This is a genomic window from Burkholderia sp. Leaf177 (assembly GCF_001424345.1).
Classification (GTDB): Bacteria; Pseudomonadota; Gammaproteobacteria; order Burkholderiales; family Burkholderiaceae; genus Caballeronia.
In genome coordinates this window covers 283,620-299,619 of the sequence record NZ_LMPF01000002.1, presented here as the reverse complement: position 1 = coordinate 299,619, position 16,000 = coordinate 283,620, and the positions used below count along the sequence as shown (strand labels likewise).

13 protein-coding genes are annotated in these 16,000 nt (G+C 61.5%); 8 read left to right on the top strand and 5 right to left on the bottom strand.

Translation table 11 applies throughout. The annotated features are described in order from the left end of the window. Positions 1–7: 7 nt before the first annotated feature. Positions 8–2,224, bottom strand: a complete 2,217-nt coding sequence (locus ASG35_RS05145; protein ID WP_056353517.1) for a TonB-dependent receptor — start codon at positions 2,222–2,224, stop codon at positions 8–10. A gap of 268 nt (positions 2,225–2,492) precedes the next feature. Further along, positions 2,493–3,185, bottom strand: coding sequence for a FadR/GntR family transcriptional regulator (locus ASG35_RS05140; RefSeq protein ID WP_056353513.1), 693 nt, complete (start codon positions 3,183–3,185; stop codon positions 2,493–2,495). A 281-nt stretch (positions 3,186–3,466) separates the two neighbouring features. On the opposite strand from ASG35_RS05140, the gene ASG35_RS05135 reads away from it, so the two are divergent. The 8 genes from ASG35_RS05135 (at position 3,467) to ASG35_RS05100 (ending at position 12,458) form a co-directional block, all read left to right on the top strand. Next, positions 3,467–5,014, top strand: coding sequence for a sugar ABC transporter ATP-binding protein (locus tag ASG35_RS05135; RefSeq protein WP_056353510.1), 1,548 nt, complete (start codon positions 3,467–3,469; stop codon positions 5,012–5,014). Further along, positions 5,007–6,035, top strand: coding sequence for an ABC transporter permease (locus ASG35_RS05130; protein WP_056353509.1), 1,029 nt, complete (start codon positions 5,007–5,009; stop codon positions 6,033–6,035). The genes ASG35_RS05135 and ASG35_RS05130 overlap by 8 nt, the downstream gene beginning before the upstream one ends. A 91-nt stretch (positions 6,036–6,126) precedes the next feature. Then, complete coding sequence (locus ASG35_RS05125) at positions 6,127–7,071, top strand: ABC transporter substrate-binding protein (RefSeq protein WP_056353506.1); 945 nt, start codon at positions 6,127–6,129, stop codon at positions 7,069–7,071. A 249-nt stretch (positions 7,072–7,320) separates the two neighbouring features. Continuing rightward, positions 7,321–8,826, top strand: coding sequence for a xylulokinase (locus ASG35_RS05120; protein WP_056353502.1), 1,506 nt, complete (start codon positions 7,321–7,323; stop codon positions 8,824–8,826). Next, a complete protein-coding gene (locus ASG35_RS05115; protein ID WP_235527446.1) occupies positions 8,823–9,500 on the top strand; it encodes an HAD family hydrolase in 678 nt (225 codons plus the stop codon). Before ASG35_RS05120 ends, ASG35_RS05115 begins: the two co-directional genes overlap by 4 nt. 9 nt (positions 9,501–9,509) lie before the next feature. Beyond that, on the top strand, positions 9,510–10,592 hold the full coding sequence (locus ASG35_RS05110; RefSeq protein ID WP_056353499.1) for a glycerol dehydrogenase: 1,083 nt from the start codon (positions 9,510–9,512) through the stop codon (positions 10,590–10,592). 42 nt (positions 10,593–10,634) lie between these two features. Then, positions 10,635–11,405 (top strand): SDR family NAD(P)-dependent oxidoreductase, encoded by a 771-nt coding sequence (locus ASG35_RS05105; RefSeq protein ID WP_056353495.1) that lies wholly within the window; start codon positions 10,635–10,637, stop codon positions 11,403–11,405. Between the two features lie 153 nt (positions 11,406–11,558). Continuing rightward, positions 11,559–12,458, top strand: a complete 900-nt coding sequence (locus ASG35_RS05100) for a PhzF family phenazine biosynthesis protein (RefSeq protein WP_056353493.1) — start codon at positions 11,559–11,561, stop codon at positions 12,456–12,458. Between the two features lie 24 nt (positions 12,459–12,482). Here the strand turns inward: ASG35_RS05100 and ASG35_RS05095 are convergent, their stop codons facing one another. The 3 genes from ASG35_RS05095 to ASG35_RS05085 form a co-directional block, all read right to left on the bottom strand. Next, a complete protein-coding gene (locus ASG35_RS05095) occupies positions 12,483–13,340 on the bottom strand; it encodes an SIS domain-containing protein (RefSeq protein ID WP_056353489.1) in 858 nt (285 codons plus the stop codon). A 104-nt stretch (positions 13,341–13,444) separates the two neighbouring features. After that, positions 13,445–14,443 carry an ABC transporter permease gene (locus ASG35_RS05090; RefSeq protein WP_056353486.1) on the bottom strand — a complete coding sequence of 333 codons (999 nt, stop codon included), beginning with the start codon at positions 14,441–14,443 and terminating at the stop codon, positions 13,445–13,447. A 31-nt stretch (positions 14,444–14,474) separates the two neighbouring features. Further along, positions 14,475–15,995, bottom strand: a complete 1,521-nt coding sequence (locus ASG35_RS05085; RefSeq protein WP_056353483.1) for a sugar ABC transporter ATP-binding protein — start codon at positions 15,993–15,995, stop codon at positions 14,475–14,477. Positions 15,996–16,000: the final 5 nt, after the last annotated feature.

Genomic DNA, 16,000 nt, shown 5'->3' with positions numbered 1-16,000 from the left:
ACCTGCATTAAAAGTCTGTCGTCATAGAGAACAGGAACGTGCGCGGCGCGCCTTGCGTCAAGTACCCTTGACCCGATGTCGCGGCCGATTCCCAGTACGCCTTGTTCGCCACGTTCAGGACGCTGACCCGGAAGGTCGTGTTCTTGTGGAACACATTGGTCGCGTAACGCGCGCCGAGATCGAAGCGGTTCCACGATGAAATCGATGCCGTATTGGCGACATCGAAATATTGCTTGCCCGTGTGCAGATAGCGCGCCGTGAACGTCAGGCCGGGCACCATCGGCAGGTCGTATTCCGCGCCGAGATTGAACAGGAACGCCGGTACGCCGGTTGGACGATTGCCGTTGGTCAGGCCGCCGGCGGTGTCGAGCAATTCAGCCTGGATATAGGACGCGCCCGCCAGCAAGCGCACGCCTTTGTACGGCTCGCCGGTGATCGACGCCTCGAGCCCGCGATGCCGTTCGCGCCCGTTCGCCGCGAAGATGTTGTCGCCGTTCGTGTACGCGCTCGGTTCTTCGATCTGGTAAGCGGAAAAAGTCGAGCCGAAGTGGTTCGTATCGTATTTCACGCCGACTTCGTATTGCTTCGAGCGCGATGGCGCGAGGTTCGTGCCGAAGTTCGCCGCAGTCGATGGCGCCGGTTGTCCCTGCGCCAGCGCTTCGCTGCGATTGGCGAAGAACGCGACGTTCTGCCAGGGCTTGATCACGAGCCCGAGAATCGGCGTGGTGATGGAATCGTTGTACGAAGACGTGAGCGTGCCGGTGCCCGTGTCGTAGTTGTTCTGATGCAGTTCCTGGCGGCGCGCGCCAAGCGTGAACAACACGCGATCGTTCAAAAAGCCGAGCGTATCCGATACCGCCACGCTCCGGATCAGCACGCGGTCGGTGACGAACGGATCGGCGAAATTGCCGACCGGGCTCGCCCCGGGACGCGGCACCTGTGGCGTGTTGTAGAGATCCGTGTTGTACGTATTCGAGAAGTCGAAAGCCGAACGGTCTTCAATGCTCGTAAGCGATCCGCCGAGCGTGACGAAATGCGAAACAGGACCGGTGTTGAAGCGTCCGCGAACGCCGCCTTCGGTTGAATATGCATCGGTCTTGCGCGGCACGCCGAGGCGAAACGCCGTCGTCAATCCGGTATCGCCGTTGAAGTTCGGCGACGAATAATCGCCATGCTCGTTCGCGTGATGCACGCCGCCGGCCACGTAAGCGGTCCAGCCCGGCATGAAGTCGTATTCCGCCCGCGCTATGCCGACCGTATCTTCGAGCGCGGTGAACGACCACGGCTGCGCATAGTTGTGCGTCGCGGAAGGCACCGCCGGAATCACGATGTCCGTGCCGCTCAGGTTCACGGTTGGACGGGCTTCGTTTGCGCGTTCGCGTTGATACAGGAAGTCGCCGTAAAGCCGCAATTTGTCGCCACGATAATCCAGCGAGACAGACGTCGCCTCGCTGCGCCTGTGCTCGTCGTCCACGCTGGTTTCGCCGTCGCGCACGAAGCTGTTCACGCGCACGCCGAATTGTCCTTCGCTGCCGAAGCGGCGGCCCACATCGACATGGGTTCCGAGTTCGCCCGAAGCCGTGCCTTCTACGGTGACGCGCGTCAGGGGTTTGTCGTCGGCACGCTTCAGTTCGAGGTTCACGCCGCCGCCGATTGCGGAGCCTGTTGGCGACGCGCCGCCCAGGAAGGCGTTTGCGCCCTTGAAGACATCGACGCGTTCGAGCGTTTCTGTCGCCACGAGCTGACGCGGCGTAATGCCGTAAAGACCGTTGAGCGAGATGTCGTCGCCATTCAACTGGAAGCCGCGGATCACGAAGACTTGCGACTGGTTGCCAAAGCCCAGGCTTGAACGCACGGACGGGTCGTTGTCGAGGACATCGGCGAGCGTGCGCGCCTGCTGGTCTTCAATCAGCTTCGAGGTGTACGTGGTCATGCTGAACGGCACGTCGATCATCTTCTGGTCGCCCAGGACGCCAAAACTCGCGCCGCGTGCAACCTGGCCGCCGCTGTATGTTGGCGCAAAGTCGCCGGGGAGCGCTTCCGCCGTGCCCTGGACTTTGACTGCGGGAAGGGTCTTGTCGGCGGAATCCGCGGTCGGCGCGCTTTGCGCATACGCGGTTCCTGCAACACTGATAGCCAGCGGCATCGCCGCACGAAGGAAGACATGACGCACGGCAGCGGACACGGGCCGGACGCGAAGCGATTGCTGTTTGTTTGGAAGCATCAAGGAGCGGAGTAGCGAAGTGGTCGTGATTTCGCCCCGTCATCCATCAGGTATCCGATGGGCAACGGAACGGTGCTTTTGTCGTGGGTTTATGTTTGGACTTGCGAGTCTGGATTTACAGCTGGACAACAAGACCTGACAAACGTGCGGATTATACATGAATGCGAATCGTTATCATTCATGAAACTAAAAAACGACACACGGATTCATTGCTGTGGCGGGATGATTTTCTGAGGGTTAGGGACGTGCTTCGACGACGTGCGACCACTCACGCGTCGCCGACCCATCGTTCCTCCGATGCTTTCAGGTGCGATCGGATCGCTGCCTGCGCGGCGATTGGATCACGCGCTTCGAGCGTTCTGAGAATGCGTTCGTGCTCGGACAACGCCACGCCCCACGTGGTGATGTTCTCCGAAAGCACGCTGGCTTTTGCCGCAATCGGGTCGTTGCGGCCATCGAATAATTCGCCTACGAGACGCGTCAGCACCGAATTCCCGGCAATTTCCGCGATAGTGATATGGAACTGCCGGTCCGGATCCAAAGGCGAACGGCCAGCCGCGATCAACTCGCGCATGACGTCGAGCGTTTTTTGCAGCCTGGCCGTGCCGTCGGACGTCAGCCGCGTGCACGCGAGCACGATCACCGATCCTTCTATTGCCGCGCGCGCCTGCATCAACTCGGTCGGGCTTTCGCCCATCGCGGTCAAAGGCGATGTTTCGCTGCCGACGTCGCACACGTAGACGCCCGAGCCCATGCGAATTTCGACTTGTCCGCGAATTTCGAGCGCAATCAAGGCCTCGCGCAACGACGGACGCGATACACCCAGCTGCTGCGCCAATTCACGTTCCGGCGGCAAACGGGTGCCGGCCTGAAAGCTTCCGTGCCGGATAAGCGTGTTGATCTGATCGGCGATGGATTGATACAGCCGCCTTGTTTCAACAGGTTTTACGAGAGATGTCATGAAGGTGCAGGCGATGTCCGGACCAAAACGTGTAAGGTGGCTTGACCAATTGCGCTTAATTCGCGCCAGCATCGCTTGGAGCGTATGTCGTTGGATATAAGGGTAAATACCGCGATTCCAGTACAGGCATAACGCCATTATCATTAGCGACAGGTCAGGCCGGATCTTCAAACACTAAATTGGCTTGACCACTTTGATTGCAGGATCGACTTGGACGAACTGCCACACATCGAGGAGACAAAAACGATGCATCCGTCCCAATCAGTCTCTCGGGCCGTGCGATGACCGTGACGGCCGAACCGGACGTTTCGTCCCGCTCCGTCATGCCGGCGGAATCCTTGCTGCGCCTGAATGGCGTGGGCAAGCGCTTCCCGGGTGTAATTGCGTTGCAGAACGTCAGCTTCGATGTCCGCGCCGGCGAAGTGCACGCCATTTGCGGCGAGAACGGCGCGGGCAAATCCACGCTGATGAAAATTGTCAGCGGGCAATATCGGCCGGATGAAGGCGAGATCTATCTCGATGGCCGCGTGCAGCATTTCGCGTCCACGCTCGACGCGCAAGCCGCGGGCATCGCGATCATTCATCAGGAGCTGAACCTGATTCCGCATCTGTCGATCGCGGAAAACATCTTTCTGGCGCGCGAGCCGAAGCGCGGGATATTTATCGATCGTGCGCGGCTTGCCGCCGATTCACAGGCCGCGCTCGACCGGATCGGCCTGCCGTTGAAACCGCGAACGCTGGTTGGGTCGTTGTCCGTCGCGCAACAGCAGATGATCGAAATCGCGAAGGCGCTGTCGCTCAACGCGCGGCTTCTGATCATGGATGAACCCACGTCGTCGCTCACCGAATCCGAGACGGTGCATTTGTTTCGGATCATCAAGGAGTTGCGCAAGTCGGGCGTGGGCATTGTGTACATCTCGCATCGGCTGGACGAGCTGGCGGAGATCGCGGACCGCGTGACCGTGCTGCGCGATGGCCGCACGATTTCCACCGATGACTTCGCGGCCACGACCATCGACCAGGTGGTGTCGCATATGGTCGGGCGCGATCTCGACGATGTGTTCCCGGAACGCAAATCGCAGCCGACAACCGATGTCCTCTTGAGCGTCAATGGCTTGAAGCGCCGCGAAGTCTTCGGACCGGTGAGTTTCGAATTGCGTCGCGGAGAGATTCTGGGCTTTGCGGGTTTGATGGGTTCGGGACGCACGGAAGTGGCGCGCGCGGTGTTCGGCGCCGATCCGGTGGACGGCGGCGAAGTCCATCTGGGCGGCGAGAAGCTGTCGATTCATTCGCCTATCGATGCCATCCGCAACGGCATTGCGTATCTCTCGGAAGATCGTAAAGGCAACGGGCTTGCGCTGCAAATGACGGTCGCGAAGAACATCACGCTCGCGAACGTGGAGGCGGTTTCCGGTGCGGGCGGGTTCATCCGTTTCGAGGAAGAAGGCAAGGTCGCGCGCAAATATATCGATGCGCTCGGCATCCGCACGCCGAGCGCGAACCAGATCACGCGCAACCTCTCGGGCGGCAATCAGCAGAAGGTGGTGATCAGCAAATGGCTGTTCCGCGAATCGAAGATTCTTTTCTTCGATGAACCCACGCGCGGCATCGACGTCGGCGCGAAATACGCCATCTACGAACTCATGGACCGGCTGGCCGCGCAGGGAATTGGCGTAGTCCTAATCAGTTCGGAATTGCCCGAAATCATGGGCATGACCGATCGCGTCGCCGTGTTCCACGAAGGCGAGATAGCGGGCGTGCTCGAGACCCGCAAGACCAATCAGGAAGAAATCATGCACTACGCATCAGGACGGACGACCCATGCTTGAGATGACTACAGATCCCGCTCATGCCGATCGCGCCCGCGCTCGTGAACGACGCCGCGACCTGATCCAGAAGTTCGCCGCGCTCGGCAGTCTGGTGATGCTCGTGATCGTGTTTTCCGCGACGAGCAACGCGTTCATGTCGCTCGGCAACGGCATGACGGTCGCGCTGCAAGTGACGTCGATTGCGTATCTCGGGTTGGGCGCGACGTGCGTGATCATCACCGGGGGTATCGATCTGTCGGTGGGATCGGTGCTCGCGCTCTCCGGCGTGTGCGCGGCGTTGCTCGTGAAGGCGGGCGTTCCGGTGCCAATCGGCATGCTCGGCGGTGTGATCGTCGGCGCGGTTTGCGGCGCCTTCAACGGCATCTTCGTGACGCGCATGGGCTTGCCGCCGTTTATCGCCACGTTGGGGATGATGCTGGTCGCTCGCGGCGTTGCGTTGCAGATCACGGGCGCACGGCCGGTGTCGGGCCTCGGCGATTCGTTCGCGGAACTCGGCAACGGGTCGCTGTTTCGTATCGTGCGGATGGGTTCGGACGGTTTCCCCGATGTCGTTTTTCCCGGCATTCCGTATCCCGTGATCATCATGGTCGTGCTCGCCGTGCTGGTTTCGATCATGCTCAGCCGGACATCGCTCGGGCGGCATATCTACGCGGTTGGATCGAATGCGGAAGCGGCGCGGCTGTCGGGCGTGAACGTGAATCGCGTGAAGTTGTTCACGTATGTCCTGTCCGGCGCGCTCGCCGGTTTGACAGGCTGCGTGCTGATGTCGCGGCTCGTGACCGCACAGCCGAACGAAGGCGTGATGTACGAACTCGATGCCATCGCCAGCGCGGTGATCGGCGGAACATCGCTCATGGGCGGCGTGGGAACGATCTCGGGCACGGCGATCGGCGCGTTCGTGATCGGCATCTTGCGCAATGGCCTGAACATGAACGGCGTATCGAGTTTTATCCAGCAGATCATCATTGGCCTCGTGATCCTGGGCACGGTGTGGATCGACCAGATTCGAAACCGGCGATGAGTTTTATCGGACGCGGGAATTGTCGTGAAAGCGTCCGAGGGGCAGAAGCGAAGCGGGCCGCAGCGGCCTTATAAAACCAAAGGAGCGAGACATGAAACTGACTACGAAAGCGATGTTTGCCACCATGCTGGCCGTTGCCGCGAGCACCGCTTTTGCCGCGGGCGGCGAGATTGCGGTGATCGTGAAGAGCGCCGATTCCAATTACTGGCAGAACGTCAACAAGGGCGCGACTGCGGCGATGGCCAAGCAGAAGGGTTACACCATGACCTTCCAGGGGCCGACGGCTGAATCGGATATAGCGGCCGAAGTGAACATGGTCGAGAACGCGGTGAACCGCAAGGTCTCGGGCATCGTGCTGGCCGCGTCCGATCCGGATGCGCTCGTGCCGGCCGTGAAGAAGGCGTGGGAAGCGCATATTCCCGTGGTGATCATCGACTCGGCGCTCGCCGATTCGGGCAAGCAGTACTACCAGGCTTTCCTTTCCACCGATAACGCCAAGGCCGGCGAGCTCTGCGCGCAGGCGTTGATCGCGAAGGTGGGGCAGACGGGCAAGATTGCGCTGATGTCGTACGTGGCGGGCGCGGGGTCGGAAGCTGCGCGTGTCGGCGGATTCCGCAAATACCTGGAAGCGCATTCGAAGCTGACCGTGGTCGGCCCGTTCTACTCGCAATCGCAAATGGCGAACGCGCTGAACCAGACGACCGACGTACTCGCCGCCAATCCTGACCTCAAGGGCATCTTCGGTGCAAATGAACCGACTGCTGTCGGCATGGGTCGTGCGTTGGCGCAGTCGGGCAAGGCTGGAAAGGTCGTGGCGATCGGTTTCGACGGCAACCAGGATCTGCAGAATTTTGTGAAGGACGGGACCATTCAGGCTATCGCCGTGCAGGGTTCTTATCAGATGGGCTACAAGGGCATTGAAACGGTGGTCCAAGTGATCGAGAAGAAATCGCCGCCGAAATTTGTCGATACGGGCGTGGTGATGGTCGATAAGGGCAACATCGATCAGCCGGTTGCAAAGAACGTGCTGTATTGATATTTCAGGCTTGAACGCGATGCGAAAGGTCTTTCGCATCGCTGGAGAATAAAGTTAGTGAAAAGAACGAAATAGAGGGCACGAAAACGAGACTCAGGATTGATCGATCAGCAATTTCAAGGCGGAACAAGCGTCAGCAGCTAATTGACACGACTACAAAACGTAGTCAAGATAACGTTAATTAGAAGCTCGGCGCGGATCTTCGCATCGCGAATTCGCTCGTTCAGGCAATACCTGGGGACTCGAGTCATGGAGACGTATTACCTTGCCATCGACGTCGGCACTGGCAGCGTTCGCGCTGCCCTGGTCAACGGACGTGGAAAAATAGCCAGCATGGCGGCGCGTGAGCATGAGCAAATCGTGCCGCGTTACGGTTGGTCGGAACAACGCCCCGCCGATTGGTGGCAAGGCGCGGCCGGCGCCATTCGCGAAGTCCTCGAAAGCGTGCCGGACGCGGCGGCGAACATCGCGGCAATCTGCGCGTGCGGGCAAATGCACGGCACGGTTCTGATCGATGCCGACGGCCAGCTCACCCGCGAAACCGCGCCGCTCTGGAACGACAAACGCACGCTCGCTCAAGTCGAAGCCTTCCGGGCGCAACACGACTCGACCGCTTATCTTCCGCTGACGGCAAATCCCGCCACGCCCGCGTGGCCCGGTTTCAAGCTGCAATGGCTCAAGCAGAACGAACCGCAAGCGTACGAGCGCGCGGCGACCGTCTTCATGTCGAAGGACTACATCAACTTCCGTCTCACGGGCGAACGCGCGTGGGACTGGAGCGACGCATCGACGAGTTTCCTGATGGACCCGCAAACGCGGACCTGGTCCAGGCCGATGCTCGATGCACTCGGCCTCGATATCGCCAAATTCCCGCCTATCCGCGCGCCGCAGGAGATTCTCGGCAGCGTGAGCGCCGAGGCCGCGCAAGCGACTGGTTTGCGCGAAGGCACGCCGGTGCTCGTCGGCGGCGCGGATTATCCGTTGTCGGTGCTCGGCTCGGGCGTGTACGCGCCGGGTCTCGGATCGGACATCACGGGTACGTCGTCGATCATCACCGTTATCGCCGATACCCCCATGCTGCATCCGGAAGTATCGAACGTGGCGACGGCCGAAGGCTTGTGGGGACGTTTCATGCTGCTCGATTCAGGCGGCGACGCGATGCGCTGGGCGCGCCGCGCCTTCCACGAAAACGCCTTGAGCTACGACGCCGTCGCACAGAAAGCGGCGGAAGCGCCGGTCGGTTCCGAAGGACTCTTTTTCCTGCCGTATCTCACCGGCGAGCGTCTTGGCGAGCACTCGAATTCACGGGCGCAATTTTTTGGCATCGGCGCAAAACACGGCACGGCGCATTTGCATCGGGCCGTGCTGGAAGGCGTTGCGTTCGGCGTGCGCCGCCACATTGGCGTGATCGAATCGGCGGGCGTGCGCATGGAACGGCTCGTTGCCGCGAGCGGCGGCGCGAAGGCCGCGTTGTGGCTCGATATCAAGGCGAGCATGTATCGGACGCCCATTCTCGTGCCGGCCGAAGTGGAATGCGGCGTGATGGGCTGCGCGATTCTCGCGGCGACCGCGCACGGCCAGTTCGCGCGTCTTGGCGACGCCGTCGCGGCCTTCGTTCAGTTCGAGCGCGAAGTGCAGCCCGATCCGCGCGCCGCCGACACCTACGACCGGATGATGCCGATCTTCGAGCGGCTCTACGCCAGCTCGCAACAGTTCTACGACGACCTCGATCGTCTCGCCGAGACCCACGCATGACGCAAACGACGCAAATGACGCACGCAATCAAGGCAGTTTTGTGGGACATGGACGGCACGCTCGCGGACAGCGAAGCGCTGCATCTGGCGACGCTCGTCGCGGTCCTGAAACATCACGGCATCGAGCCGAACGACAACCTTCATGCATCGATATTCGGCAAGACCGCGCGCGAAGTGCACACGTTGTGTCGCGAGCTTTTCGGCGTCGATTTCGATTACGACGACTGGTCGATGGCACGCGCGCGCCACTACGTTTCCGAAGCGATAAACATGCGCCCCAGACACGGCGCGCTGAGCGTTTATCGTGCGGTGCGTGCAGCGGGAATTCGTCAGGCGATCGTATCGAATTCATCGCGCATGTTGCTCGAAGCCGGACTTCGCGCGCTCGACTTGCAAGATCCGCAACTCATTTCGATCAGCACCAACGACGTGCGCGACGGCAAACCGCATCCCGAACCGTACGAACGCGCCGCGTGGCTTTTGCGCATCGAGCCTGATGAAGCAATCGTCGTCGAAGACAGCCCGACGGGCGCGCGTGCGGCCATCGCGGCAGGCATGCGCGTGCTGGCGTGGCCCGAACATCCGGACGCCGCACGGTCGTTTCCCGACGGCGCCGAACTGGTTTTCTCCGAACACGAACTCGCCGCCGCACTCGGCGTGCGCATTAATTCCTGATCCACGACCATGCTACGAACCAGCATTTTTCCATCGCGATACGTCCAGGGCGCAGGCGCGCTCGATTCCCTCGATGCCGAACTCGCGCGTCTCGGCACGCACGCCGCGTGTCTTGTCGATACCAACGTGGCGGCGCTGTTGCAGCCGGCGTTACGGAAGGCGGAGCGCGTGAAGCTCGTCGTGCGCGCCGTCGATGCCGCCTGCACCGAGCGTTCGGTCGCGGCCGCCGCCGAGTGGATTCGCGAAAGCGGGGCGGACATCGTAGTGTCGTTCGGTGGCGGCAAGGTGGTCGACACGGGCCGCGCCGCCGCCGACGACCTGCGCCTGCCGTTCGTATGCGTGCCGACCATTGCCGCATCCGATGCGCCGTGTTCGGCGCTCGCCGTGATCTACGACGAAGAAGGGCGCGTGGTGCGCGATCGTTTCGTACGCCGCAATCCGGATCTCGTGCTGCTCGATACCAACCTGATCGTGTGCGCGCCGGTGCGGTTTTTCATCGCGGGAATTGGGGACGCGCTCGCCACGTTCTATGAAGCCGATGCCTGCCGCCGCGCATACGCGAACAACCTTTGCGGCGGACGCGGAACGGCGCTCGCGTTCGAAGCGGCAAAGCTCTGCCGCGATACCTTGTTCGCGCACGCCGTGCAGGCCGTGGACGATTGCCGCGCGCAGATCGTCACGCCGGATTTCGATGCCACGCTGGAGGCGACCGTGTTGCTCTCGGGCGTGGGCTTCGAGTCGGGCGGCGTCGCGGCGGCGCACGCGATTCATCATGGTCTGGCTGATCTGCCTTCATCGCATGGCTTGTTGCACGGCGAGAAGGTCGCGATTGGCGTGCTGGCTTCGCTGTTTTTATCGGCGGTGCCGGATGACGAGCGTCAGCGCGTTTTCAGGTTCTGCCGTGCTGTCGGATTGCCGACGCGGCTCGCCGATATCAACGTGGACGTCACCGATCAAGCCGCGCTCGAAACCGTTGCGAAGCGTGCGTGCCGCGCGGGCGAGATCATCCACAACGAACCATATCCCGTCGATGCAGCGCTCGTCGTTGCCGCACTGAAAGCGATGGACCGTTACCGTTACGCAGTCCAATGAGCGCGCTTCGAAACCTCAATCTGAACTCACGCGAGAAACATCATGGCAACTGAACTCAAAGGTCAGGAAACAGCGGCGTTCCGTCCCGGCCTCTTCGATGGAAAGAAGGTGCTTGTATCGGGCGCGACGAGCGGGATTGGTCTCGCGATCGCGCAAGGTTTTGCAGCGCTCGGCGCCGAAGTGATCGCGACGGGAAGCTCCGCGCGAAAGCTGGACGCCTTGCGCGCGGACTCGACGCTCGAGGGCATCCGCTTCGAGCAGCTCGACGTCCGCGACAACGACGCTATCAAGGCGTTTGTTGGAAGCCTTGCAGAACTCGATGTGCTCGTGAATGCCGCGGGCGTTGCGCGTCCCGCCGACGAATATCGTGACGATGTATTCCGTGAAGTGATCGACGTGAACCTGACTGCCGCCATGCGTCTCGCGATGGCATCGCGCGACATGCTCGAACGCGCGCACGGGGCGATTGTCAACGTGGCTTCAATGCTGAGTTATATCGCCGATGTGGAAGTGCCCGCGTATTGCGCGAGCAAGACCGGCATTCTCGGTTTGACGCGGTCCTTGGCTCACGCGTTCGGGCCGGCGGGCGTGCGCGTGAACGCGATTGCGCCGGGCTACCATCGCACCGATATGACGCGTGCGCTTTGGGAAGTGCCTTCGAGCGCCGACAAGATCGCGGCGCGTAGTGCGCTCAAGCGCTGGGGCGAAGTCGATGACCTCGTTGGGGCGACGTTGTTTCTGGCATCGCCGGCGTCGGCGTTCATCACGGGCGTGACGCTGCCGGTAGATGGTGGATATGCAAGCGGAGTTTGAGACGGAAAACATCACGAACTGTTCATGTGTTCCGGGTGTTTTCGTAGGCTGGCCCAACGCGTGCCGATGTAACTGTACATGGTGCATGGCCTGGAAATGCCGCCACAATGCGGGCTTATCGCGGCTGCGTTTTATCCAACAGGAGCCTGAGCCATGAACCGTCGTTATGTCACAGCGGACGTCTTCACCGATACACAATTCCACGGCAATCCGCTTGCCGTCGTGCTCGACGCCGAAGGGCTTTCGACCAGCCAGATGCAAGCGATCACCGCCGAATTCGGCTATAGCGAAACCACGTTTGTTTTGCCGCCGCGCGACGCCGCGAATACCGCCTGGGTGCGCATTTTCACGCCGAGCCGCGAGATTCCGTTCGCGGGACATCCGAATATCGGCACGGCATTTGTCCTCGCAACGCGCGCTGCGGCGAAGGGCACGCCCTTGCCGGATCGGCTCGTGTTCGAAGAAGGCGCGGGGCTCGTGCCGGTTACGCAAATGAAAGAGCGCGGCCGCGTGGTCGGAGCAGAACTCACCGTGCCGGAACGGCTGACGCGGGCATCGGTGTTATCGGCGGAAAGCGTGGCCGCGTGTTTATCGCTTGATCCAGGCGATATCCGTACCGATGCCCACGCGCCGCAAGTGGCGTCCGTAGGCTTGCCGTTCGTCGTGGCCGAGCTTGCGTCGAGGGAAGCGTTGCGTCGCTGCGTTCCGAGTCTCGTGGACTACAAGAAGGTGTTGCCCATCGATGGCGCCACGTCAATTTATGCCTATACCCGCGATTTCGGCGATGACACGTCGACCGACATTCAAGCGCGCATGTTCACGCCACGCATGACCGAAGATCCCGCGACCGGCAGCGCGACAGCGGCAGCGGTTGCGCTTATCGCCGACGTGCGGGGCGTTTCCGAACTTTCGCTTCGCGCGGGCCAGGGCGTGGACATGGGGCGCCCGAGCATTCTGATCACCACCGTCGATGTTCATGAAGGGCGGCCACGCGTGCGCATCGGCGGGAAATGCGTGAACGTGATGGAAGGCACGTTTTCAATCGAAAACTGAGCCGGCATCAGTCATTTGCTCGGATCAAATCACGCCGGTCGAGCGCATGTCGGCCAGACGCTTTTTCATGTCCAGTACTTCGAGCGTATGCGCTTCGCCTTTGCGCAACGCGACGCTCGTGGACAGAATATCGATGATCACGAGCGCGGCAAGACGTGAAGTAGTCGGCGTATAGACATCCGTGTTTTCCAGCGTTTCCGCGATCACCGCGACGTCGGAAAAGCTCGTCAGAGGACTGTTCGAGCCTGTAATCACGATCACGCTCGCGCCGCGTTCCTTCGCCGTCCTCGCCACTTCGATCAGCGACCGCGTCGATCCGGTATTCGAAATTGCGACGACCGCATCGCCAGGTTTCAGCATGGATGCCGCAATGAACTGCTGATGCGAATCCTGATGCGCGACGCACGGCACGCCGAAGAGCGGAAACTTCTGCTGCGCGTCCAGCGCGACGATTCCCGATGCGCCAAAGCCAAAGAACTCGATGCGCCGCGCCTTCGCCAAGAGATCGACCGCGCGCCCCACGGCCGCGAAATCTAGTTTCTTGCGCGCCCAGTCGAGGCTCGTGATGGTGTAGTCGAAGATCTTGGTCGCGACGGTTTCGGGATCATCGCTCTTGCCCAGCACCGAATGCGTGGCGGGCGCGCCGAGCGCGAGACTTTGCACCACGCGAATCTTGAAGTCCTTGAAGCCGCTGCATCCGAGCGACGCGCAAAAGCGCAGGACGGTCGGCTCGCTCACCTTCGCGTTGCGCGCGAGTTCCGCGAGATTGATATCGGAGATGGAACCGAGGTTTGCAAGAATGTACTCGGCCACTTGCCGGCTGCCACGGCGTAGATTGGGTCGCGCGCGGTCGATCAGTTCGAGGATGTTGTAATCAGGCACTCGATATTCCTTCGTTCATTATGAACGGGGCGCCGCAAGCGGCGCCCCGAGCTTCATGCAAATGGCCAAGCTTTCCAAGTGTAGCGGAACGGCAGTGCCTGCAATCACCGCCGCCAAAAACGCGCGCCGCGCTGCGACAGGACGGCCGCGACAATGATCACGCCCATCACCACTTGCTGATGGTATCCCGGCACGCTTGCCAGATTCATGATGTTGCCGATCACGCCGAGAATCAGCACGCCCATCAGCGTGTTCAGCGCGCCGCCCTTGCCACCCGCGAGACTCGCGCCGCCGATCACCACCGCCGCGATCACGGTGAGTTCGTCGCCCACGCCAACGGTCGGCGCGCCGACGCCCGCACGCGATGTCGAGATAATCCCGGCCAGCGCCGCGAGCAATCCCGAGCTGACATACGTGCCGAGCACATGGCGCGCGACCGGCACGCCGGAGAGCCGCACGGCTTCCTCGTTCGATCCGATCGCCCGAACCACGCGGCCCGCGCGCAACCGGTTCAGCGCAATGCCGCCGATCACGAACACGATCAGCATCACGAGCGTCGGACCCGGAATGCCGAAGTACGAATGACGGCCGAAGTCGAGCAGGGCCTGACCGGGGTCATCGACGAGAATGGGCGAACCGTTCGACACGATCATGGCAACGCCGCGCGCAACGGTCATCATGGCGAGCGTGACCACGAACGGCGTCAGACGGAACCACGCGATCAGCGCGCCCGATATGAAACCGCAGAATCCGCCGACCACGAGCGTGGCGAGCAGGGCGACCGTCAGCCCGTATTGTGGAATCAGCAACGCCGACAACACGCTGCCGAGCGCCGCGATCGATCCCACCGACAAGTCGATACCGCCCGTCAGCACGACCAGCAGCATACCGACCGACATGATGCCGACGCCCGCCACCTGCCGCGAAATATTCGACAGGTTCGGTATGGAGAAAAAGTCGCTCGATACAAACGATGCCGCGATCACGAGCACAATCAGGATGGCGACCGTGTTGAAGCGGCGCGCGACGGACCACCATTGTTTTGCGTGGGCCTGTGCCGAGCTCGCCTGATGCGTTTTCGGGGTGACGGCGCTGGGATTCATGATGCGAGTCTCCGGGTTATTCACAATGCATTTAATGAGTGAGCGTGGCCAGCGCTCGATCGGACACGTCATCCGGCGCGCGGCGCAACGAGAGCGAAAGGATCTGTTCTTCGCTGAAATCGGCGGGTTGCAGTTCGCCGCGAATCTCGCCTTCGCCCATCACGAGGATCCGGTCGCACAAGCCCATGAGTTCCTGATGCTCGGATGAAATCACGAGCACCGCCTTGCCGCGTTCGGCAAGCTGGTTGATGAGCGTATAGATCTCGACCTTCGCGCCGACGTCCACACCTCGCGTGGGTTCGTCGAGGATGATGAGATCGCCGTCCGCGTGGAACCACTTCGCGAGCACGACCTTTTGCTGGTTGCCGCCCGACAGCGTGGAGACATCCGCGTCCATGGAACGCGCCTTGATACGCAGTTGTTCCATCAGCTTTTGCACGAACGCGCGCTCGCGGCCGAACGCCAGGAAGCCGCCCGGACTGCTTACAGATTTCAGCGCGGCGAGTGTGGCGTTGACGCGAATCGGCATCGATAAAACCGCGCCCTGGCCCTTGCGGTCCTCCGGCACGAAGCCGATACCGGCCTTGACCGCGGCCATCGGCGAGCGGATCGACATGACCTTCTGATTCAATTCGATAGTGCCGGAATCCCGCGTGTCGGCGCCGAAGATCAGGCGCGCGACTTCGGTGCGTCCCGAGCCGATCAAGCCGCCCAGACCGACCACTTCGCCGGCGCGCAGCGTGAACGACACGTTGCGCACGGCGTGGCCGCGCATCAGGCCGGTGACCTTCAGCACCTCGGCGCCGAGCGTTGCGTGACGTTCTGGAAACAGCACGGAAAGAGGGCGGCCGACCATCTTGCGGATGAGGCCGTCCATGGTGACATCGGCGGGCTTGATGGTGTCCACGCGCTTGCCGTCTTTCAATACGGTGATGCGGTCCGCGATCGCAAAAACTTCTTCCAGCCGGTGCGAGATATAGACGATGCCCACGCCGCGCGAACGCAACTCGCGCACGATCTCGAGCAGCTTGTTCGCGTCCGATGGCGCGAGGGCGGCCGTGGGTTCATCGAGTACGAGGAGCTTCACCTGACGGCTCAGCGCCTTCGCAATTTCGATCACCTGGCATTGCGCCGTCGAGAGATCGCCGACGAGCGCTGCCGGATCGATATCGAAGCCGAGACTCGCAATCAAGGCACGCGCATTCTTGCGCAGCGATCCCCAGTCGATCACCGCCGGCAACGCGCCCAGAAATACGTTTTCCGCCACCGAAAGATCCGGCGCCAAAGCCGTTTCCTGATGGATCACCGCAATGCCTTCTTCCATTGCAGCGTGCGGGTTGCGGAAGGACATCTCGCGTCCTTCGACCTTGATCGTGCCGGAATCCGGCTGATGACCGCCGCCGATAATGCGCATCAAGGTGGATTTGCCCGCGCCGTTCTCGCCGACCAGCGCGTGGACTTCGCCGCTCATCACGTCGAAGTCGACGCCCTCGATGGCATGAATGCCGCCGAAGCGTTTGTCGACGCCGTCGAGCGCTATAAAGGGAATCATATGAA